Annotated in this window: 14 protein-coding genes and 1 tRNA gene; 6 read left to right on the top strand and 9 right to left on the bottom strand. The window is 62.0% G+C overall.

Annotation, left to right across the window (positions count from 1 at the left end; all coding sequences use genetic code 11):
- The first annotated feature begins 82 nt into the window (after positions 1 to 82).
- On the top strand, positions 83 to 1,312 hold the full coding sequence (locus tag N3J91_03295) for a glycosyltransferase family 61 protein (GenBank protein MCX8155472.1): 1,230 nt from the start codon (positions 83 to 85) through the stop codon (positions 1,310 to 1,312).
- A gap of 111 nt (positions 1,313 to 1,423) precedes the next feature.
- Positions 1,424 to 2,209, top strand: a complete 786-nt coding sequence (locus N3J91_03290; GenBank protein ID MCX8155471.1) for an FkbM family methyltransferase — start codon at positions 1,424 to 1,426, stop codon at positions 2,207 to 2,209.
- A 27-nt stretch (positions 2,210 to 2,236) separates the two neighbouring features.
- Here N3J91_03290 and N3J91_03285 read toward each other — a convergent pair whose 3' ends face one another.
- Both N3J91_03285 and N3J91_03280 read right to left on the bottom strand, forming a co-directional pair.
- On the bottom strand, positions 2,237 to 3,343 hold the full coding sequence (locus tag N3J91_03285; protein ID MCX8155470.1) for a DegT/DnrJ/EryC1/StrS family aminotransferase: 1,107 nt from the start codon (positions 3,341 to 3,343) through the stop codon (positions 2,237 to 2,239).
- Between the two features lie 99 nt (positions 3,344 to 3,442).
- Entirely contained in the window at positions 3,443 to 5,536 is a 2,094-nt protein-coding gene (locus tag N3J91_03280) for an elongation factor G (GenBank protein ID MCX8155469.1), read from the bottom strand.
- 293 nt (positions 5,537 to 5,829) lie between these two features.
- Between N3J91_03280 and N3J91_03275 the strand changes: the two genes are divergently transcribed.
- Both N3J91_03275 and N3J91_03270 read left to right on the top strand, forming a co-directional pair.
- Positions 5,830 to 6,558, top strand: a complete 729-nt coding sequence (locus N3J91_03275) for an ABC transporter ATP-binding protein (protein ID MCX8155468.1) — start codon at positions 5,830 to 5,832, stop codon at positions 6,556 to 6,558.
- Positions 6,555 to 8,375 (top strand): hypothetical protein, encoded by a 1,821-nt coding sequence (locus tag N3J91_03270; protein ID MCX8155467.1) that lies wholly within the window; start codon positions 6,555 to 6,557, stop codon positions 8,373 to 8,375. Before N3J91_03275 ends, N3J91_03270 begins: the two co-directional genes overlap by 4 nt.
- A gap of 143 nt (positions 8,376 to 8,518) precedes the next feature.
- Here N3J91_03270 and N3J91_03265 read toward each other — a convergent pair whose 3' ends face one another.
- The 5 genes from N3J91_03265 to N3J91_03245 form a co-directional block, all read right to left on the bottom strand.
- Positions 8,519 to 10,786 carry a dihydroxy-acid dehydratase gene (locus tag N3J91_03265; GenBank protein ID MCX8155466.1) on the bottom strand — a complete coding sequence of 756 codons (2,268 nt, stop codon included), beginning with the start codon at positions 10,784 to 10,786 and terminating at the stop codon, positions 8,519 to 8,521.
- 227 nt (positions 10,787 to 11,013) lie between these two features.
- Complete coding sequence (locus N3J91_03260; GenBank protein ID MCX8155465.1) at positions 11,014 to 12,279, bottom strand: hypothetical protein; 1,266 nt, start codon at positions 12,277 to 12,279, stop codon at positions 11,014 to 11,016.
- Positions 12,280 to 12,389: 110 nt separating this feature from the next.
- Entirely contained in the window at positions 12,390 to 13,514 is a 1,125-nt protein-coding gene (locus tag N3J91_03255) for a glycosyltransferase (protein MCX8155464.1), read from the bottom strand.
- A complete protein-coding gene (locus N3J91_03250; protein ID MCX8155463.1) occupies positions 13,511 to 14,509 on the bottom strand; it encodes a glycosyltransferase in 999 nt (332 codons plus the stop codon). Before N3J91_03250 ends, N3J91_03255 begins: the two co-directional genes overlap by 4 nt.
- A 20-nt stretch (positions 14,510 to 14,529) precedes the next feature.
- Positions 14,530 to 16,722, bottom strand: a complete 2,193-nt coding sequence (locus N3J91_03245) for a polysaccharide biosynthesis tyrosine autokinase (protein ID MCX8155462.1) — start codon at positions 16,720 to 16,722, stop codon at positions 14,530 to 14,532.
- A gap of 125 nt (positions 16,723 to 16,847) precedes the next feature.
- Here N3J91_03245 and N3J91_03240 point away from each other — a divergent pair, with 125 nt between their 5' ends.
- Positions 16,848 to 18,407: a menaquinone biosynthesis decarboxylase gene (locus N3J91_03240; protein ID MCX8155461.1), complete on the top strand. Its 1,560-nt coding sequence runs from the start codon at positions 16,848 to 16,850 to the stop codon at positions 18,405 to 18,407.
- An 81-nt stretch (positions 18,408 to 18,488) separates the two neighbouring features.
- Here N3J91_03240 and N3J91_03235 read toward each other — a convergent pair whose 3' ends face one another.
- Positions 18,489 to 18,956, bottom strand: coding sequence for a hypothetical protein (locus N3J91_03235; protein ID MCX8155460.1), 468 nt, complete (start codon positions 18,954 to 18,956; stop codon positions 18,489 to 18,491).
- Positions 18,957 to 19,156: 200 nt separating this feature from the next.
- Between N3J91_03235 and N3J91_03230 the strand changes: the two genes are divergently transcribed.
- Positions 19,157 to 19,240 (top strand) — tRNA-Leu (locus N3J91_03230).
- A gap of 2 nt (positions 19,241 to 19,242) precedes the next feature.
- Here N3J91_03230 and N3J91_03225 read toward each other — a convergent pair.
- Positions 19,243 to 19,746, bottom strand: a complete 504-nt coding sequence (locus tag N3J91_03225) for a hypothetical protein (GenBank protein ID MCX8155459.1) — start codon at positions 19,744 to 19,746, stop codon at positions 19,243 to 19,245.
- Positions 19,747 to 19,968: the final 222 nt, after the last annotated feature.

Below are 19,968 nucleotides of genomic sequence, written 5' to 3'. Positions count from 1 at the left end.
CGCCCAACAAAAAGCTTCGCCTCGGTTGAAGCTGACGTGTCTGAGTCCTTTGAACCACACAGCCTTAAAAGATGCCCCGCGTTTGACCTCGGCGAAGCATGAGGATGCCGCCCCCGGTCGTGCGGCGGTGCCGCTGTTCACCCGGTTGCGCCTGGAGCTGCGGCGGTTTGGGGCCTTGCACAAGCCCTTACGCTGGTTGCATCGGGTGGCCCTGCCCAAGGTGGCCCACGGTCTGCTGGAGGTGGTGCGCGTCCTGATTCCGCGCTCGGTTGCCTGGGGACTCCCACGGGGCACTTATTCCGAGCTGGCCCGGTTGGAGCAGGGGGCCACCGAGGGGCGGGTGGTGTTGAAGGACCAGGGAAGCCCCAGGCTTCCCCAGCCTTCCATCATTCTCCTGTGCGGGCGGCAGCAGCATTTGGAGCAACCTTGGCCCATCTTTTGGACACGCCATCGCCACGCACGCCTGGTGGGGGCCAGCCTGGCTTTGTTAAATGATCAGAAGCAACTTTGTGTGGAGTCCGTTTATGGCCCGCGGCGGGCCGGCGCGGATCCGGCCTGGTGGCATTTTGTGCGAAGCAGGCCGGTTACGTTGTCCGGCCCCTGGACGAGCGTGGTTTCCAAGTGGTTTCCGTTGAATGCCAATCCGCCCTATGCCCATTGGCTGCTGGATGCCCTGCCGCGCCTGGCCGTGCTCAATGAGTTTCCGCCGGAGACGGGCATCTTGCTGCCGGCCTTGAAGCCCCGCTACCAGGTCGAAACCATGCAGCTTTTGGGGCTGCTGGATCGCTGCCGGTGGACTGAGGAGACGCACCTTTTAGTGGAGGACTACTATTTCAGCCCGCCGACCAGCATGGTGGTCTGCTACAATCCGTATGCCGTCCAGTTCCTGCGCGCCACCTTTTTGCCGCGGGTCTCGCCGGCTGCCACACCCAAAAAGTTTTTTGTGCGCCGCACGAGTTACGGGCGCAACATGGTGAACGAGGCGGAGGTTTTGCAGTTCTTTGCCGATTTGGGATGGGCGATCGTGGATCCGGCCCAGATGTCGTTTGCCGGGCAGATTCAACACTTTGCCGGGGCCGAGGCCATTTGCGCCATTCACGGTTCCGGCACGGCCAACATGGTGTGGTGCCGGCCCGGCTGCAAATTTCTGGAGCTTTTTGCCGATGCCTATCTTGCCGGTGACCAGGAATGGATCGCGCAGTGTGTGGAGGTGGACTATGAATTTCTGCTTTTCCCTTCGGATCACAAATTAAACGCGCTGGTGGATCTCCGGCAGGTCAAAAGCCGGTTGCAGGCGATGGGGGCCTTATGAGCCAAGCCTGCCTTCTTCACCCTGCGCCATCTCCCGGGCGGCCCACCAAGCGCCGGAAAGGGGCGGCGGGGGCTTTCCATTCAAGCTGAAACCATCTGGCCATTGCATCGCATGGGGCGTCTTCAACAAGTGGTGGAAAAATTCAAAAGAATCGGGCTTTATTACGAAGTTTTTGGTCCCGCGGGGCTGTGGCTCTTCGCCCGCACGCGGCACTGGCCCCTGCCGGCAGAATGGACGGGGCGTGTGCCGGATTTTGCGCATCCCTTGCGCCTGCGGTTGAAAAGCTCGGATTTGCCCACGTACAAGAAAATCTTTCGCGACAAGGAGTATGCTCTGGAGCTGCCGCTCAAGCCGCGTGTGATAGTGGATGCCGGCGCCAACGTGGGCTTTGCCTCGCTGTTTTTTGCCCGCCAATACCCGGAGGCCAAAATCCTGGCCATTGAGCCGGAGGCGGGCAATTTCGGTTATCTGGTCAAAAACGTGGCGCCTTTTCCGCAAATTATCCCCATTCAGGCTGCATTGTGGAAAAACAACGAAACCTTGGAGCTGGTGGATCCGGGCATTGGGGCCTGGGGCTTCCAAACCCGCGACAGCGCGGAAAAAGGGTCGCTGCCCGTGGTGCAGAAGGTTCAGGCCATCACCCTGGACAAACTCATGGCAGATCACGGCCTGAGTTACATTGACATCCTCAAAATTGACATTGAAGGCGCCGAGAAGGAAATCTTCGAAACGTCAGCCAGTTGGCGGGACAAGGTGGGCGTGATCATGGTGGAACTGCACGAGTCCATCAAACCGGGATGCACCGCCAGTTTCGAGGCGGCGACGCGGGATTTCGAGGGCAAGGCCCAGCAGGGGGAATCCGTGCTGGTTTGGCGGCAGGCGGCGCTGCGTTCCTGAAATAAACCGGCCCGGCAGGGCGGCGCTTCAAGCCACGCTGAAAAACTCCCGCACTTTGGCGATCACATAATCCACCTGGGCATCGGTCAGCTCCGGGTACATGGGCAGGGGCAGAATGCGCCGGGAAATGTCTTCAGCCACGGGGTAATCCCCCTCCTGCCAACCGTAATCGGCGTACACCTTCTGGAGGTGCAAGGGGCGTGGATAGTAGATGATGCAGGGGACTCCGTGATCGGCCAGGTACTGATGCAGGGCATCGCGCCGGTCACTTAGCACGGCATAGACATGAAACACATGGTGGTTGCCGGCGGCGGTTTGGGGTAACTGCAGCGGCAGATCCCGCAACCCGGCATCATAACGGGCCGCGATGGCCCTGCGGCGCGCATTCCAGTCCGCCAGATGCCGCAATTTGACCCGCAAAATGGCGGCCTGCAGCTCATCCAGCCGGGAGTTGTAACCGTGCAAATCGTGGAAATAACGCTTCTCGATGCCATGCACCCGCAACATGCGCAGCCGCCGGTTTAGCCCCTCATCGCGGGTGACCACCATGCCGCCATCGCCATTCGCGCCCAGGTTTTTGGTGGGATAGAAGCTGAAGCAACCCATGACGCCCCAGCCGCCGACGGGCCGGCCCTGGTACTCTGCGCCGATGGCCTGGGCGCAGTCTTCGAGCAGGTGCAGGCGGTGCTGGTGGCATAAATCCAGCAGGGGTGGCAGGGGCGCCGCCTGGCCAAACAAGTGCACGGCGATGATGGCCCGGGTGCGCGGCGTGATGCGGCGCGCCACGTCCGCCGGGTCCAGATTGAAGGTGTGGGGATCAATGTCCGCAAACACGATGCGGGCGCCCATCTGATAAATGGATTCGGCGGGCGCGATGTACGTAAAGGGGGTGGTGATGACTTCGTCCCCCGGCCCGATTTCCAGGGCGCGCAAAGCCAGGGTCAGCGCATCCGAGCCGGAATTGACGCCCACGCCGAAGTGGGTTTGCGTGAGGGCGGCGATTTCCTTTTCCAAAGCCGCCACATTCGGCCCGAGGATATAATACCCGCTGGCCAGCGTCTGCTCCACCACAGGCAGCAGCTCGTCCTTGAGGGCGGCGTGTTGCGCGGCCAGATTGAGAAATGGCACATTCATAACAGGGCAGGGGACATGGCGCCGCGGGGGAGAAGCCATTGGTTCTCCCGCCGGGCGATGTCCCCTGAAAGGGAGCGTTCCCGAGGGACGGAGGCCGGGTTATTCACCCTGCTTTTCCGCGTCCGCCTTGCGTTTTTTGGCTTCTTCAATCACCTGCTGCTCCAGCTCGCGCGGCATTTCCTCGTAATGGCTGAATTCCTCGGTGTGAATGCCCCGGCCACCCGTGAGGGAGCGCAGACTGCTGGAGTAGCGGTACATTTCCCGGGCGGGCACCTGGGCGCGGATGATCTGGAAGGTGCCGTCCGAGTCCATGCCCAGAATCTTGCCGCGCCGGCTGGAGAGGTCGCCCATCACGTTTCCCATGCAATCTTCCGGGATGCGGATTTCCACGTTGTTGATGGGCTCCAGCAGGCAGGGACGCGCCTTCTCGAAGGCTTCCTTGAAGGCGAAGTAACCGGCGATTTGGAAGGCGATGTCCTTCGAGTCCACCGGGTGCATCTTGCCATCGTAGAAGTCCACCAGCACGTCCACCACCTTGTAGCCCGCCAGGATGCCTTCGGCGCAGGCCTTGCGGACTCCTTTTTCCACCGAGGGGACGAAGACGCGGTCCACGTTCTGGCCCACCAGCGAGTTGATGAACTCGACGCCGGTATCGCGCTGCTTGGGCTCGATCCGCATCCAGACCTCGGCAAACTGGCCGGCTCCGCCGGTCTGCTTTTTGTGGCGGTATTTGGAGTCGCCCTTGGCCTTGATGGTTTCGCGGTAGGGGATGCGCGGCTGGGTCAGCTCCAGATCAATTTTGTAGCGGGACTTGAGCCGCTGGGCCATGACGTCCAGGTGCAACTCGCCCTGGGCGGACATGACGGTCTGGTGCAGTTCGGCGTCCACGTTGTAAAGGAAGGTCGGATCCTCGTGGTGCAACGCCGCCAGCCCCTGCGCCACCTTGTCTTCATCGCCCTTGCTCTTGAGCACGAGCGCGGCGTGGATGTTGGGCTTGGGATAGGTGACTTTGGGCAGGGTGACGATGCGCTTGGGACTGCACAGGGTTTGGTTGGCGCGGGTGTCGCGCAGCTTGACCACCGCCCCGATGTCGCCCGCGTTGAGGGAGTCCACCGGGATGCGGTTTTTGCCGTTCAGCAGATAAATCTGGCCGATGCGCTCGGCGGCCTGTTTGTCCGGGTTGTACAAGTCGGCACCCACGCCCAACTGTCCGGAATACACCTTGAAATAGGCCAGCTCGCCGAATTGGGCTTCCACGCTGGTTTTGAAGACGTACAGGCAGGGCTCGGGGTCGGTGAGGGCGACTTCCACCTCGCCGTTCTGGCCCTGGGCGATGACTTTGGGTTTGGCGGCGGGGGAGGGGCCGAATTGGGCGATGAAATCCAGCAGGCGGCTGACGCCCTGATTGCTTTCGGCGCAGGTGCAGAAGACCGGAATCAGCGTTTGTTTGGCCAGGCCGGCGGCCAGGCCGCTGCGCATTTCCTCCTCCGACAAACCGCCCTGTTCAAAGAATTTTTCGAGCAGTTTGTCATCAGACTCGGCCACTTTTTCCAGCAGCGCGTTGTGCAGTTCGTCCGCCCTGGCCTTCAAATCGCCGGTGGCGGGTGCGGCCTCGTACTTGCCAGATTGATCCGGCTTGCCGGTGAGGACCTCCTTGGTGATCACGTCCAGGATTTGGTTGAATCCCGGCCCGGTTTTGACCGGCACGGTCACGGGGGTGACGGCCGCGCCGAAGCGGGCGCGCAGGCTGGCCAGCAGGGCGTCCCAGTCCACGTTTTCCTTGTCCACGGCATTGACCACGACCAGGCGGGGGGTGTTGAATTGCGTGGTGAAATCCCAGACTTTGCCGGTGCCCACGCCGATGCCGTGATTGGCATGCACCACGACAAGGGCGAGGTCCGCCACGCGGGCGGCGGAGAGGCTTTCGCCGATGAAATCCAGGTAACCGGGGGTGTCGAGCAGGTTGATCTTTTTGCCCTGCCATTCGACCACCACCATGGAGGTTTGCACGGAAATTTGACGGGCCTGCTCCTCGTCGCGGTAGTCGGAAAGCGTGGAGCCGCCGGTCACGCTGCCCAGACGATTGATCACCCCGCCACACAAGGCCATGCACTCCGTGAGCATCGTTTTGCCGCAGGAGGCATGGCCCATAATCGCCACATTCCGTAGGTCTGCCGTTTGATAACTTTTCATGTATCTGCCTTATGTCGTCGGCCGCCGGGCCGTCAGGTCCACATAGCCTGTCTTGCTTGAGCTCCAGCTTGCCGCACCGCGGCCTGGCAGGGCCGCAACGGGCCGGGAAAACCCTGCTCCTCCGCCTGGAGGGGTGGAAGGTCTTCCACGCTGCAAGAGCTTGGGCGGAGAGCATACGCCGTTTTAAAGAAATCCGTCAACCGCCCGATTGCCATTTTCCGGCGCTTTTTTGCTCTGGAGCAAAATGCGTTCGACAGGGGTTGCCGGTGTTTGGTAAAGCTCGGTGGCCAGACATGAAAATTGAGATTCGCGCCCTCACCAAACGCTTCGGCAAAACGTGCGCCCTGGATCGGGTTTCGTTCAGCCTTGAACCGGGGCAGATTGTGGCGGTACTGGGCGCCAACGGCGCCGGCAAAACCACCCTGCTGAACTGTCTGGCCGGTCTGCTGGCGCCCACCGAGGGGGCGGTTTATTTCGACGACATGCCGTTCAACCGCGGCCGGCTGGATTTGCGGCGCAAGTTGCATTTCCTGCCTGATTTTCCGCTGCTTTGCGACCACTGGACGATCATCCAGCACCTGGCCACCGTGTTGCGCATTTACGAGGCGGACACCCCGGGGGTGGAAAACGTGGTGCTGGAACTTTTCCGGAAATTGGATTTGCTGCCCCTGGCTGAAAAGCCGCTGGGTTACCTCTCCCGCGGCCAGCGATACAAGACCGCGCTGGCGGCGTTGTTGGCGGTGAATCCTGAACTATGGCTATTGGACGAGCCCTTTGCCTCGGGCATGGACCCGCATGGCCTGCAAATCTTCAAGGAGGAGGCCCGGCAGGCCGCCCGGCACGGGCGGGTGATTATCTTTACCACGCAAATCCTCGATGTGGTGGAGCGCTTTGCCGACCGTGTGTGCGTGTTGCACGAAGGCGAGGTGCGCGCCCTGGAAAAGGTGTCCCAACTGCAGGCAACCGGCCCGGGGACCGAGGCGCTGGCGGCCTTGTTCCAACAATTACGGGAGCAACCGTGAATCCACTGCGAAATCGCGCCCTCGAGCGCCGGCTGCGCCGGCTGGTGCGGCGGGAAATCCGTCGTGTTCCTCAATGGAAGAACGCCGCCAGGCGGGTGGGCGGTGGCCCATCATTAAGTGGGATCTTTCTGGGCCTCCTAATAGCGGTATTCCTGGGGGTCCCGCTGGTTCACGCGACCGACTTGCAGTTGGCCAAGGGCCTGTTGATTTTACTTGGCACCCTGCCGGCCGTCTGGTTGCTCAGCGTTTACGACACGGCCATGTATGGCAGGGTGGAGCAATACGTGCTTGCCCGCTGGCCCGTGGCTCCCCGGGATTTGTTCGCCTTCGGCTGGCGGCGTTTTTTGAAACACTCCGCCCTTGCCGCCATGGGGTATGGCCTGATGGCGGCGGTCATTTTGGCAAAGCATCCCTTGCCGGGTTGGGCCTGGGTGGCGGGTGTGCTCTGGCTGGGGCTGCAGTGGCTCATGGTGGTGGGTTTTGTCCTTCTGCTCCATGACCCCCGTTCTCCGCTTCCCCTGCTGCCGCAGGCCGGGTGGAGGTGGGCGCTTGGTTGGATTCACCGCCTGGCCAGCTTTGTGCTGAATGCCGCCTATTTCCTGGTAATCTTTGGCTGGCTGGTGGCGGGGTTGATTTCAGCCACCAACAAACCAAGTTGGGGCGGCTTCATCCTACAAGGAGCGGCTGACCTGGGGAACTGGCTGGGCCTGTTGCTGCCGTGGGGCTGGCCTGCGACGCTCCTCTATGAAGTGGGGGTGCGGCAAAACCCGTTCATGCTGCTGCTCTTAATTCCGATGGGCGGGTGGGTTTATCTCAGCCTGCGAGCCTTTCGATTCTTGCAGGAAAACCATCAAGGTCCTTGGGAGGAGGAAGATCCCTTGGTGGTCGCTCTTCAGGGGCAGCCGCAAGCTGACGGGGAGGAGAACGCGGCTGGAGCCGGCGCGGCCGCCCGGCCGGCTGACACGCAAGCCTTGCCGCTGCCGCACTCCTTGCCCTCTCCGCATCAGGGTCCGGCGGCCTTCACCAGCTACGTGTTGCAGCGAAAATTCCTGCAACATTTTTCCTGGAGTCTGGCGGGCTGGCTGGAGCGTTGGGTGATACGCTGGTTTAATCCGCGCCTGGAATTGATCCTGCAAATGCTGCTGCTGGGGCCGCCGCGCTGGTCTGCCGCATGGCGCAACGCCTGGTTGGTGGTGCTGGTGACGTGGGTTTTGGCCCTATTTGGACCTCCCTTGCGCGATTGGGCTGTGGTGATTGGCATCGTGGGCATGGCCGCAACGGCCTGGCCAGTGTTCGGCGGCCACTGGCCTGCCTTGCGGCCGGTGTTCAACTTTCGGTCGGCATATTCCTTCCTTTCCTTTTACCCGGTCAGTTTGCGCGAGCTTGGGCGGGTGGTGATCACGTGCAACGGGATTCGGATGCTGGCCGCCGCCCCGATCTTGCTGGTGTTTGGCGGGGTGATGGCCGGGCAGTTCAATTATTCCGCAGAGGTGGGGGTGTGGTTGGCGGCGAAAGTGGTGCTGGTGGGACTGGCTCTACAGCCTGCAGTTTTCGTATTCAGATTTGCTGCGGTTTGCGGTGATGACCGGCGCTTTCCCAACCTCAGCAAGCTGGGCTTCGCGCTGGGGTTCATGGTGCTGGCCGGTTTGACAGTGGCGGTGTTTTTGGTGCCGGTGTGGTGGCTGGCGGTATTGTTGATTTTGTTGGGGCACGGGGCATCGTGGGGCTTTTACCTGCTGTACCGGCGGCGCTTTGAACGCATGCAATTCGACTGGGTGCTCACGCCCAACGTATCACCGGAAATGGAAATCGGCTGAGATTCCCCTGGCCTGGCGGCCCGTTGGGTCAGACGCTGAAGCGCCATTATTGCAGGCAAAACTCCACGTTCCCCGGAAGGCCCGGCTGCTCGAGCCCCGGAGTTTTTCCCAAAAGCATCTCAAATTCTGGGTGCGCCGGGAAATCAGGACGCGAGAATCCCGCCCTGGCTGGCGTTGGTCACCATTTTGCGGTAGCGCGCCAGCCAGCCGCTCAAGGTGCGTTGGACGGGCTGCCAGTGGCGTTTGCGCTCGGCCAGCTCCGCCTCCGGCACCAGGATGTCAATGCGGCGGTTGGGGAAATCAATGCGCAGTCGGTCGCCTGGCTTGAGCAGGCCAATGGGGCCGCCCTCGGCGGCTTCGGGGGAGACATGCCCGATGCAGGCGCCGGCGGTGCCGCCGCTGAAGCGGCCATCGGTGATCAGCGCCACCTTGTCGCCCAGTCCCATGCCCACGATGTAGCTGGTGGGCGAGAGCATTTCCTGCATGCCCGGCCCGCCGCGCGGGCCCTCGTTGCGGATGATCACGACATCGCCCGGTTTGACCTTGCCGCCGAGGATGCCGGCGCAGGCTTCCTCCTGGCTTTCGAAAATCACGCAAGGCCCCTCGAATACAAAGCCCGGCCCGCATTGGGCCTTGAAGCCCTCGCTGATGCCGGCGGTCTTGACCACGCTGCCCTCGGGGGCGAGTTGTCCATACAAAATGGCCAACCCCCCATCCGGGGAATAGGCGGTGTCCCGGCTGCGGATGCAATCCTGGGGATTGAAACGGAAGGCCGGATCGTAGGGCATCAGGCCGCTGGCGGTGACTTTGGCCAGGTGTTTGGGGTTGGCGTCCCACTCCAGGCGCGTCAGCACCCAGTTCTTCAAGCCGCGACCGCGCAGGATGGCGGCCCTGGCGCGGGCGCCGGCTTTTTCATACTTCCAGAGGATGACCACGGGTTCGCCGCGGAAATCACCCAATTCTGCGCGGACCAGTCCGCGGGCTTCCTGGTAGTGCTGCTGCCAGAAGTCCCGCAGGTTGGCCAGGCCTTTGCGGAGGGCTTGATCGGGCAGTTTGAGCGTGGTTTTATCGTTGCAGAGGGCAAGCAGGGCCTCGAAGTCGCCTGCGTTCCAGGCCGCGGCCCAGCGCCAGAGGGTGATGGCCAGCGGCTCGGCGGCGTGGAAAAGCATGGGTTTGGGGGCCAGGTTGCCGGAGGCCGTGCGGGCGGCGGGGCCGAGTTTGTCGTTGGGGTCCACGACGATGGCCGAGGCGCCGCTGACACGGGAGGCCCTGGCCCAGGGGGTGCAACGCTCGGAGCGCACATCCCATTCATCAATGTTCTGGCCGATGGTCTTGCCGGTGACGGTCAGGCAGTTGAGGTTGAGCACGCCCATGCGTTTAAGCTCGCCCAGGATCGTGTGGATGCCGCCGGCGCGTTGCACATCCTGGATGTGGTAATCCGAGGAGGGACTGACTTTGCACAGGCAGGGGATGCGCCGCGAGATGTCGTCAATGCGCTTGATGTCGTAGGGGATGCCGGCCTCGCGGGCGATGGCCAGGGTGTGCAGGATGGTGTTGGTGGAGCCGCCCATCGCCACATCGAGCATGAGGGCGTTGTCGAAGGCCTCCAGGGTGGCGATGTCGCGCGGTTTGATGTCTTTTTCCACGAGGTACAGGATTTGCCGCGCCGCCCGTTCGTACAATGCCTCGCGTTCCTTGCTCACGGCCAGGATGGTGCCGTTGCCCGGCAGGGCCATGCCCAGGGCCTCGCAGAGGCAGTTCATGGAGTTGGCGGTGAACATGCCGGAGCAGGAGCCGCAGGTGGGACAGGCCACCTGCTCCAGTTTTTTAAGCTGTTCTTCGGTGATTTTCCCGGCTTGCAGCTCGCCCACGCCCTTGAAGACAGAGATGAGATCGGCCTTTTTGGCGGCCGGTTGCAGATGGGCGACCACGTCCGCATGGGTGGCGGCCATTTCCGCGATGCCGGCGGCCATGGGGCCGCCGCTGACAAAGAGGGTGGGGATGTTCACGCGCATGGCGCCCATGAGCATGCCGGGCACGATTTTATCGCAGTTCGGTACGCAGATCATGCCGTCAAAACAATGGGCCTTGACCATCGTTTCCACGGAGTCGGCAATCAGCTCGCGGGAGGGCAGGGAATACAGCATGCCGCTGTGGCCCATGGCGATGCCGTCATCCACCCCGATGGTGTTGAAGATGAACGGCACCCCGCCGGCGGCGCGCACCAGCCGTTTGAGCAGCAACCCCACCTCGTTCAAATGCGCGTGGCCGGGGATGCAGTCGGTGTAGGAATTGGCGATGGCGATGAAGGGTTTGTTGAAATCTTCCTCGGACTCAATCACGCCGGTGGCGCGCAGGAGACTGCGGTGCGGGGCGCGCTCGGCGCCCTTTTTCACGATGTCAGAACGCATAGCTTTAATTGATGGTTAAGCCGGCCGGGGCCGGCGCTGGCCAAAGATAGGCGCACAAATGGCGGTTGTCACGTGTGAATCCCAAATGTGGGCTGGGGCCGGCAAATCAAGCCAGGGCGCCTCTGTCCGTCGCGGGGAGGGAAAGCCGCGCCGCAACATCTGCTAAAAAAGCAGGGACGGCCTGGGAGACCGTCCCTGCTGGCATTTGGTTGTTTGGACGCAGCGGGTTAGAACTTGTTCTTCTTGTAGGCCCCGACTTCGGGGGCGTCAGGGTTTACCTCCGGGCCGAAATAGCGCAGAACCACCAGCGGCTCCACGGGGGAGGTGTTTTCAAAGACGACGCCGGCCTTGGCCGCTTCCTCGGTGCAGAACACCTCGTCCTCGGTGAGCTCATGGAAGCGGATGAGTTTCGGGCAGTCCAAGGCGAGATTGTTCATGCGGCCTTTGCCCTGCACGACAATGAGGCCGTAGGCGCCCTTGTCCTTGATGGTGCACTTCACGCCGGGGTCCACCGTTAGTTCTTTGGCGGTGAAAAGCTGCTCGCCGTCCACCTTGCCATAGACAATCCAGCGGTCCATGTAACCTTCGCTGCGGGTGTCGGCCACGGGGACTGGTTCAAGGTAATGATTGTCCTTGAAGTTTGGATCCACATTGGCTTCCCAGTCGAGCTGTTCGACGAGGTAATCCAAATCTTGGTGGTATTTTTTGGGCACGTCCTTGACCAGGAGGCTCCACGGCACTTCCCGGCCTTCCACCAGGGACTGGTACATGCCAAAGACATCGCTGCCCCATTGCGGCTCATAAGTGCAGAGCGAGCCGGGGGCATGGAGGATGCAGGGGCCCACCAGCCAGCCGGTGCCGGGTTTCAGGCGGTAGGCCTTGGACAGGTCCAGGATGCCGTTGTCGCCCTTGTTCCAATTTTCCAGGCATTTGCGCACCTGCTCCTTGGTGGTGCCGGGCTCCAGGCCGAAGAAGGTGTAGGGGAAGTTGTTGCCCACGTTGTTATGCTGCGGCGGGAAATAATACGATTCCGGCTTGCCTTCCTGGCCCACCAGCGCGGCCTGCTTGGCATTTTGGTGCATGTGGTGGGGGATGGGCCCCATGTTGTCGAAGAACTTGGAATACACGGGCCAGCGTTTGTATTTCTTCCAGATGCGCTCGCCAATCAGCGTGGCGCCACATTCCTCGACGGCCTGCTTGAGGGTGAAGCGGTACTTGCCGGTGACCACATAACTCAGGCCTTCATCGGGGGTGCGATTTTCGTTGGCGGCGGGGGTGGTGGAGGCAAACCAGCGTTCATCAATGCCGCCGCGGTTCAACCCATAGGCATATAAATCATCCGGATGCAGCTTGAGGCGCTTGCCTGGTTGCAGGAAGGAGCGCGGCACCCAGCAGGGGGCCAGCCGCAACAGACCGCCGCTTTCCTGGAGGGCCGATTCGACCAGCGTTTTGACGTTTTTCTTGACGACTTTGAGGGAGGTTACCGTGTTCATGTTCGAGCTTAAAAAGGCTGTTGCTTTGTTCGTGTATTGGCTTCGTGCTCCGGCAGTAAAGCAAAACCAAGTCTGCGGCGCAAGCGCAAGATGAGCGGCGCAGCGGTTCTTCAGGCTGCCGCCTGCTGTGCCAGCTCACGGTACAACCGGGCATATTGCGCGGCCATGTCCTCCACCCGGAATTGTTGCACGACGGTGGCGCGGGCCTGGCTTCCCAGGCGGGCGGCCTCGAGGGGGGAAGCCAGACAGGAACGCAAGGCGCGGGCGATGGCGTCCGCTGTGTCGAGCGGCGCCAGCCAGCCATTCTGGCCGGGGGTGATGATTTCTGCGTTCCCGCAAGCTTCTCCCGCCAACACCGGCACGCCGCAGGCCATGGCCTCCAGGGCGGCGTTGGAGAGTCCCTCGTTTTCCGAGGCCACAATGAGGACGTCCATCGCCTGATAAAACGGACGGGGGTCTTCCTGGTAGGGCACGAGGTGAATGCGCGAGCCATGACGCCCGGCGCGGGCCAGCGCGGCCACGGCGTCGCTCTCCGGACCGCGCGCGCCCACCAGGAGCAGGTGAGCCTGGTGAAAATCTCCGGCCACAGTGTGGAAGGCGGAGACTACTTCCTGGTGCCGTTTGCGGCGTTGGAAACTGCCCATCATGCCCAGGACGAAGGCCCCGTCCGGCACGCCGAGCGCGCGCCGGGCGGCGGCGCGGTCGCCCGGGGCGAAACGTTCACTGTCCACGCCGTTCACAATGGCGGTCATGCGCGGATGATGGAATCCGCGCGCGTGATAATACTGCAAGAGGGTTTGAGAAACGGTGTGGACGGCGGTGCAGCGCCGGTACAAGGCGCGCCGCAGCCAATAACGCCAGCCCCGCCGCTCGCGGGGCGTCAACATGCCGTGCTCGCCGTGGAGCAAGGGCACGCGCGGTCCCCAACGGTTGGCCAGAGCGGCATAAAACAGCGGCCCCAGGTTGTGGGTATGGAGGACGGCGGGCTGCAGGTGGTATAGCAGCCCGCGCAATTTCATCACCGTGGCGGGTGACATGCCGCCGCCTTTGCCCAGGACGGTGACGCCGATGGCGGGCGGCAGCCGCCGGAGAAACTCCCCGGCCTTTTCCAGGCAGCAGACATGCACGGCAAATTCCCGCGCATCCAGGCGGCGGGCCACGTTGACCAGACCGTTCTCCATGCCGCCGGGTTCGAGCGAAAAGACCACGTGCAAGATGAGCTGGGGCTGACTCATGCGGAGCGGGAGCGGGAAACAGAAGGGGAGGGGTGCAAAGCCCGCCCCAAGGAGCGCAGGCGGGTGAAGGACACGGTGGAGCCGATGCGCCGGCCCTGAATGGGGAGAGGCCAGAAGAGCAGCGAAAACAGCAGATCGCGGAGCGCCTCCGTCTGCTGCCCGCTGCCGGCACAGATCAAGGCGGTCTGGTAGCGCCAGATGGCCAGCGCCTGCAGCCAGTAATCCAGGCGATGCCGCGGCACCGCCTGCAGGCGCCAGGCTTTGTTGATGACCTGCCGCATGTTTTCCCGCATGCGGCTGGCGTGGCGGCTCATGTTGGCGTCATGCTTGCGAATGAGCACCAGGCGTTCGGGTTGCAGCCACACGCGCCAGCGAATGGCGGCCCGCAGCCACATATCCCGGTCCTCGGAGCTGCGCAGGGCCGTGTCAAATCCTCCGCACGACTCAAACACCTCCCGGCGGGCCACCACCGACGAAGGCGAAAACCGGGTGCGCCACAAAATGTCCGCCGCCGTGATTTCTCCGGCCAGTTCCTGTTCGCCGGGGTTGAGGGGGAGGGGTTCGCCATGCTGGTTGATGCGGGTGGAGCGGCAGGCGACGACACCAAACTGCGGGTCAAGCTGCTGGAAGCAGGCGATGGCCGAGGCCACCCGCTCCGGCAGCCATTGGTCGTCGGCATCCAGCAGGGCCACAAAGGGAAAACGGCTTTCCCGGAGACCGGTGTTACGGGCGGCCGACAAGCCGGCATTGGTTTGATAGTGGTAACGCACGCGCCCGCCAAAGCGTGCCACGACTTCGCGGGTGGCATCGGTGGAGCCGTCGTCCACCACCAGGATTTCCAGCGGTTGATGCGTTTGCGCCAGGGCGGACTCCAGGGCATGGGGCAGGTAGTGGGCGTAGTTGTAAGCCGGGATGATGACGCTCACGCCCCACGTGTGGGCGGCAGCGGGGGAGGGGGAGCTGCGCGGTCCGGCCTGTTCCTCCACTGGCGGCATGGGCGGCCGTGGTTGCGGGGTTAGGAGGTGCTTTTTTCGGCGGGGGTGGGATTGGATTCGGCGGGCGGCTGGGCCTCGACGGCCTTGTAGCTCTTATAGTAGTGGTACGAGTAATAATAGTAGTTGTAATAATTGTAGTAGTTGGAGGTCACCGACAGGTCCAGCCGGTTCAACACAAAGCCGTAGAAATTGGCGTGATTGGCCTGCAGGATTTCCACGGCGGATTTGACATAGCGGGCGGGGGTGCGTCCGCACCAGACCACCAGCACCACGCCGTCCACCAGGCGTTGCAGCATGGCGGTTTCCGACAGCCCGAGGATGGGCGGGGTGTCAATGATGATGCGGCGGTATTCCTGGCGAAGTTCGGTGAGCAATTTCTCAAAGGCGGGCGAGCCGACCAGTTCGGTGGCGCCCTCCAGATGTTTGCCGCAGGCCAGGAGGGTCAGGTGCTCGTGATCGGTAGGGCGCACAACGTCGCGCCAGTTGGCATGTTGCATCAGGATGTTGCTCAGGCCGGGCGCACTGCGCTGGCCAAAGAGCCGGTGGAGGCGTCCGCGGCGCAGGTCAGCGTCAATCAGGAGTGTTTTCTCCCCCATTTGCGCGAAGGAGCGGGCCAGGTTGTAGCTGACCACCGTTTTGCCCTCCTCCGGCATGGCGCTGGCGATGACGATGGCCTGTGGGTCGCGGGTCACCGCGCCCATGGAGAGCAGGTTGGTGCGGATGACCCGGAAGTTTTCGACAATCTGCCGGTCCACATGCCCGCCGGCCACAGGACTGCCGGGCAACTGGCTAGGGTCGAGGCGGGGCACAATGCCCAGGCCGCGCAGGCGGTGATTTTGCTCCATTTCCTCGACGTTGCTGACGGTGTGATCGAGGAATTCAATGAGGAAGGGGATGCCCAGGGCCAGAAACAATCCCAGGCCGAGAGAGTAGATCACCAGCTTCAAGCGGTTGGGGGAAACGGGGATTTCATCACGCAGTTCGATGTGCCCCATGAATTGCAAATGCGAGCGCTCCTTGTCGGCGCCGAAGTCAATCATGCTCAGGCGGGTGGCCATTTCCTTGTACATGGCGGCGAAGCCGAGGTTGCCGGCGCCTTTGCGCTCCAATTCCTGCATGAACATCTTTTGCTCGAGCAGGGCTTTTTCGTATTCCGGCAGGCGCGCCTGCAGCTCGGCCTTTTTCTGGCTCAGGCTGACGTATTCGAGGTGATAAGTCTGTTGCGCGGCGCGCAGTTCCGCTTCCAGCGCCCGGTTGATTTCCTCAAGTTTTTTGAGCGCCTCCGCCATTTTGGGGTGGCCGGGGAGGTATTTTTTGCCCAGCTCGTTGACCGCGAGCTGCAGTTTTTCGTGCTCCCGTTGCAAATCCTCCCAGCGCATCTGGGTGGGGGAGGTGACGCTGGAGGGCACCACCACCACGGGCGCCTTGTTGGCGCCTTCGGCGCCCGGCACGAGGTCCCCCGGCCGGATGGTGGAGTTTTTCAGGATGGCGGAAAGCAGCGACAGGCGCGAGACGACGTCCATGCTTTCATCGTCGAGGGTTTTTCTGACGCGCTCCAGCACTTCGAGGCGTTCGGAGACTTCCACCAACTGCTTGGGCACCTCCTGGAGCAGGGCCAGCTTGGTTTGCAGCTCGGTTTTGCGTCCGCTTTCCACCTGATGGGTGGACATGAGCGCTTCTTCCATGCGGCGGGAGACTTCCTTCAGCTCTTCGGTGTAGGAGGAGATGATCTTTTCCCGCATTTCCACGCGCTTTTCTTCGCGGTCTTTCAAAAACTCCTCCAACATGACCTCCGTCCATTTGCGGACGAGGTCGCCCTGATAGGCGAGGACGGTGACTTCGAGGTTGCGCTCGGAATTGAAGCGGACCTGCACAGCCCGCAGGTGCTCGGCATACAGGATTTTGGGATTGTCCGGCAAACCGAGGCGGCGGGCGGTGCGCCGGATGATGTGATCGGCGGTGAGCCGGCTGATGAGTTCGCGTTCGCTGCTGTCGCGGAACACCTTTTCCGCGTCCACAGGGCGCTCCAGGGCGTGGTAGCGAATGAGTGATTTGGCCATGTACACCGGTTTGACATACACGAAGAACGTCAAACCGAGAGTCAGTGCAAAAAACATGAGCAGCACCATGAGCCGCCAGTGCTTCAAGGCAATCGCCACGTAGAGCACAATGTCGGCGAAATTGATGCCGCGCCGCTTTAACCCAGGTAACATAAGAACGTCACAATACTGCGCTTCAAAGATTTATATAATGCCGGGTCAGGTGCGTTTTGTCGAGTTATTTTGCCCCGGACAATTTGCTATGAGGTTTTTTTGCCGCCTGCTATTTTTCCGGCGTTATGGCGTACGCCTCATTCCGCGACTTTCTCCGCCGGCTGGAGCAGGCCGGCGAGCTGGTCCGCATCAGCGCGCCGGTGGCGACGGAGCTGGAAATCACCGCGCTGGCGGATCAGCAGATGAAGGCTCCCGGCGGTGGCAAGGCTCTGCTGTTCGAGCAGCCGACGGTCAACGGGCAGGTCTCGCCGTTTCCAGTCGCCATCAACACCCTGGGATCCTGGAAACGCATGGCCTTGAGCCTCGGCGCGGAGTCGGTGGAGGCGGTGGCGGCCGAATTGGGCAGCCTGGTCAAGGCCAAACCGCCGATGAATTTCCGGGAGGCGCTCAAACTCCTGAGCACGGCCCTGGATTTGCGCCATGCGCGGCCGGTGAAGGTTTCCAGCGGCCCCTGCAAAGAGGTGAAGCATTTGTTTGAGCCGGCCGTGACGGCCGCCGCCGCGCGGGAGGCGGGGCCGCCGCCGGCGTTGCCGCCGGGGCCGGTCAATCTTCCGCCCACTGCGCCAAATCCCCCCACGTTGCTCAATCTGCCGATTCTCAAGTGCTGGCCGCTGGACGGGGGTCGGTTCATCACGCTGCCGTGTGTGGTGACGCAGGATCCTGATACGGGCGAGCGGAATGTGGGGATGTATCGCATACAGATTTATGATGAGCGGACCACCGGCATGCATTGGCAGTTGCAGAAGGTGGGGGCGCGGCATGGGCGGCGGTATTATGAGACAGGCACCCGGATGCCGGTGAGCATTTTCCTGGGGGGCGATCCGGTGTATGCCTTTGCCGCCACGGCTCCGCTGCCCGACGGTTTGGATGAACTGTTGCTGGCTGGCTACCTGCGGAAGAAATCGGTGGAGCTGGTGAAGTGCGAGACCAATGATTTGTATGTGCCGGCCGACGCCGACTTTGTCATTGAGGGGTATGTGGATCCCCGGGAGCCGCTGCGCCTGGAGGGCCCCTTCGGGGACCACACGGGGTTTTATACGTTGCCGGAGCCGTATCCGGTGTTTCACGTTACCGCGGTAACGCACCGGCGGGAGGCGGTTTATCCGGCCACCATCGTGGGTCTGCCGCCGATGGAGGATTTCTACATGGGCAGCGCCTCGGTGAAACTGTTTCTGCCGGTGATCAAGATGAATTTTCCTGAAATTGTGGACATTGCCCTGCCGGCCGAAGGGGTTTTTCACAATCTGGTGCTGGTGAGCATCAAGAAAACCTATCCCATGCAGGCTTACAAAATCATGCATGGCCTGTGGGGCATGGGCCAGATGATGTTCACCAAATACATGGTGGTGGTGGACGAGGACGTGGACGTGCACAACACCTCCGAGGTGCTGTTTCGGGTGTGCGCCAACACCGATCCGCAACGGGATTGCATTTTCACCAAAGGGCCGGCGGACGTGCTGGATCACGCCACCAGCGTGATGGGGGTTGGCTCCAAGCTGGGCATTGATGCCACCCGCAAACTGCCTGCCGAGGGTTTTCCGCGTCCCTGGCCGCCGATTATTAGGATGGATCCGGCGGTTCAGGAGCGCGCGCGGGCGATTCTCCGGGCGGCCGGCCTCGAATAATACGGCTTGGCAGCAAAGTCAAAGGGCGCTGCTGGCCATTCCAGAGCGCCCTTTGAGTCCCCAGTCCACCAACCCACCTAATCAACGTTTGGCTGTTTTTTTGACATTCTCTTTCTTTTTGGGGAAATCGAGCATCTTAAGCGCCAGGTCGGCGTAGGCATCGTCCAGCAGTTGCACGATGTCCTCTTCGTTCACCCCGGCTTTTTTCAGGGAGACCAGCCATTCGCGCTGCGGGTGGGAGGAAAGAATGGCCTCGCAGGAGGAGCCGGTTTTTTTGGCCAGCGCCCGGATGAAGACCAGGTCACTGACCTGACAATTTTCCTGCAAGAGCGCCTTTTCGACAAAGGCCACGTCCATTTGCAAGGCTTGCGCCACGGGGGCGGGGAGCTGCGCTTTGTCCAATTTTTGGACACACTCGTCTATAGCTGCGACAGCATCGGTTACCGTCTGGGCTTGAGCCGGTTGGGGCGCCCAGAGCGTCCAGCAGCACATCAGACCCGCCAGAAACAGGCTGCCTGTCGTGGCCGTGTTGATTGGTGCGGACTTCATGGTGGGAGATATGAGCAAACCTTATGCCACATTCTTATGCCGACCCTTCCATTCGGCCTCTCTGGAGCAGGCATTTCCGGTCATGGGCGGGCCGGCTGAACGGGGCCAAGAGATGAAGGATTGCCGCCCTCCGTCTCGATTTTTATTTTTTCAGCCGGCTGGATTTGTTAAAGTCATGGGTACTTGGCGGAGGACATGGCGGGCATGTGGCGGAATGGCAGACGCGCGGGACTTAGGATCCCGTGGAGCAATCCGTGCAGGTTCAAGTCCTGTCATGCCCACCAGCTCAGGCCGGCTGGGCGGGCGCATCCTTGGTGGACGGCACTGGCGCAGGAGCTGCAGGGGCGGCGGCTGAGGGGGTGGCTTCTGCGGTTTTGCGGGGCAAGGCGCGGGCCGGGGTTGCCTTGCGGGCGGGCGGAGAGGCTTTTTTCGATTCCTTGGGCGGGGTGGCTGCAATTTTCGGTGCCGGTTGGGGTTTGATTTCCGCCGGCTTGGGGGATGGTTTGGACGCACGCGCCCGGGCGGCGATTTTGCGCTGCCATTTATCGAGCGTGTCCTGCAGCTCGGCCAGGCGCGCTTCGGCGGCGGCCAGTTTTTCTTTCAGCTCCTTGTAGGTTTTGCGCGCCTGTTTGGCGGCGGCCTTGGCCGCTTTGGCGGCGGCCTTGGTTTCCTTGGCGCGGGTTTTGGCGGCGGCGGTTTTCTGATTGAGTTGTTGCACTTGCCGGGCAAGCTGTTGTTGTTGGGCATGGAGCTTGTCCAACTGCTCCGGGGTGGGGGTGAGGTTTTTCATGGCAGAAAGCAGAAGGTTGGGCTGCGGTTATTGGGTTTCGATGAGTCTGGTTGTTTTGCAGGAGCGCGGCCGGGATGCGGCCAACCCCTTCAATAGGCAGCAAAACGCAAATATCCCATGACAGTCAAGTTAAGTTTGAGTAACAAACCGGACCCGTGAGGGCGGCCCGTGGCCCCTGGTGGGGGCCACAACGGGTGCTTTTGGCAGTTGGAAAGCGGTGTG

This window comes from Verrucomicrobiia bacterium (assembly GCA_026414565.1).
Classification (GTDB): domain Bacteria; phylum Verrucomicrobiota; class Verrucomicrobiia; order Limisphaerales; family Fontisphaeraceae; genus Fontisphaera.
The sequence above is the reverse complement of the archived record's forward strand: the minus strand, read 5'-3'. Positions and strand labels throughout refer to the sequence as shown.

What these genes read in the sequence shown, in the direction of transcription:
- N3J91_03290 (MCX8155471.1), top strand. Translation starts at nt 1,424, where the DNA reads ATGGGGCGTCTTCAACAAGTGGTGGAAAAATTCAAAAGAATCGGGCTT.
- N3J91_03285 (MCX8155470.1), bottom strand. Translation starts at nt 3,343, where the DNA reads ATGAATGTGCCATTTCTCAATCTGGCCGCGCAACACGCCGCCCTCAAG.
- N3J91_03280 (MCX8155469.1), bottom strand. Translation starts at nt 5,536, where the DNA reads ATGAAAAGTTATCAAACGGCAGACCTACGGAATGTGGCGATTATGGGC.
- N3J91_03275 (MCX8155468.1), top strand. Translation starts at nt 5,830, where the DNA reads ATGAAAATTGAGATTCGCGCCCTCACCAAACGCTTCGGCAAAACGTGC.
- N3J91_03265 (MCX8155466.1), bottom strand. Translation starts at nt 10,786, where the DNA reads ATGCGTTCTGACATCGTGAAAAAGGGCGCCGAGCGCGCCCCGCACCGC.
- N3J91_03260 (MCX8155465.1), bottom strand. Translation starts at nt 12,279, where the DNA reads ATGAACACGGTAACCTCCCTCAAAGTCGTCAAGAAAAACGTCAAAACG.
- N3J91_03255 (MCX8155464.1), bottom strand. Translation starts at nt 13,514, where the DNA reads ATGAGTCAGCCCCAGCTCATCTTGCACGTGGTCTTTTCGCTCGAACCC.
- N3J91_03250 (MCX8155463.1), bottom strand. Translation starts at nt 14,509, where the DNA reads ATGCCGCCAGTGGAGGAACAGGCCGGACCGCGCAGCTCCCCCTCCCCC.
- N3J91_03245 (MCX8155462.1), bottom strand. Translation starts at nt 16,722, where the DNA reads ATGTTACCTGGGTTAAAGCGGCGCGGCATCAATTTCGCCGACATTGTG.
- N3J91_03240 (MCX8155461.1), top strand. Translation starts at nt 16,848, where the DNA reads ATGGCGTACGCCTCATTCCGCGACTTTCTCCGCCGGCTGGAGCAGGCC.
- N3J91_03235 (MCX8155460.1), bottom strand. Translation starts at nt 18,956, where the DNA reads ATGAAGTCCGCACCAATCAACACGGCCACGACAGGCAGCCTGTTTCTG.
- N3J91_03225 (MCX8155459.1), bottom strand. Translation starts at nt 19,746, where the DNA reads ATGAAAAACCTCACCCCCACCCCGGAGCAGTTGGACAAGCTCCATGCC.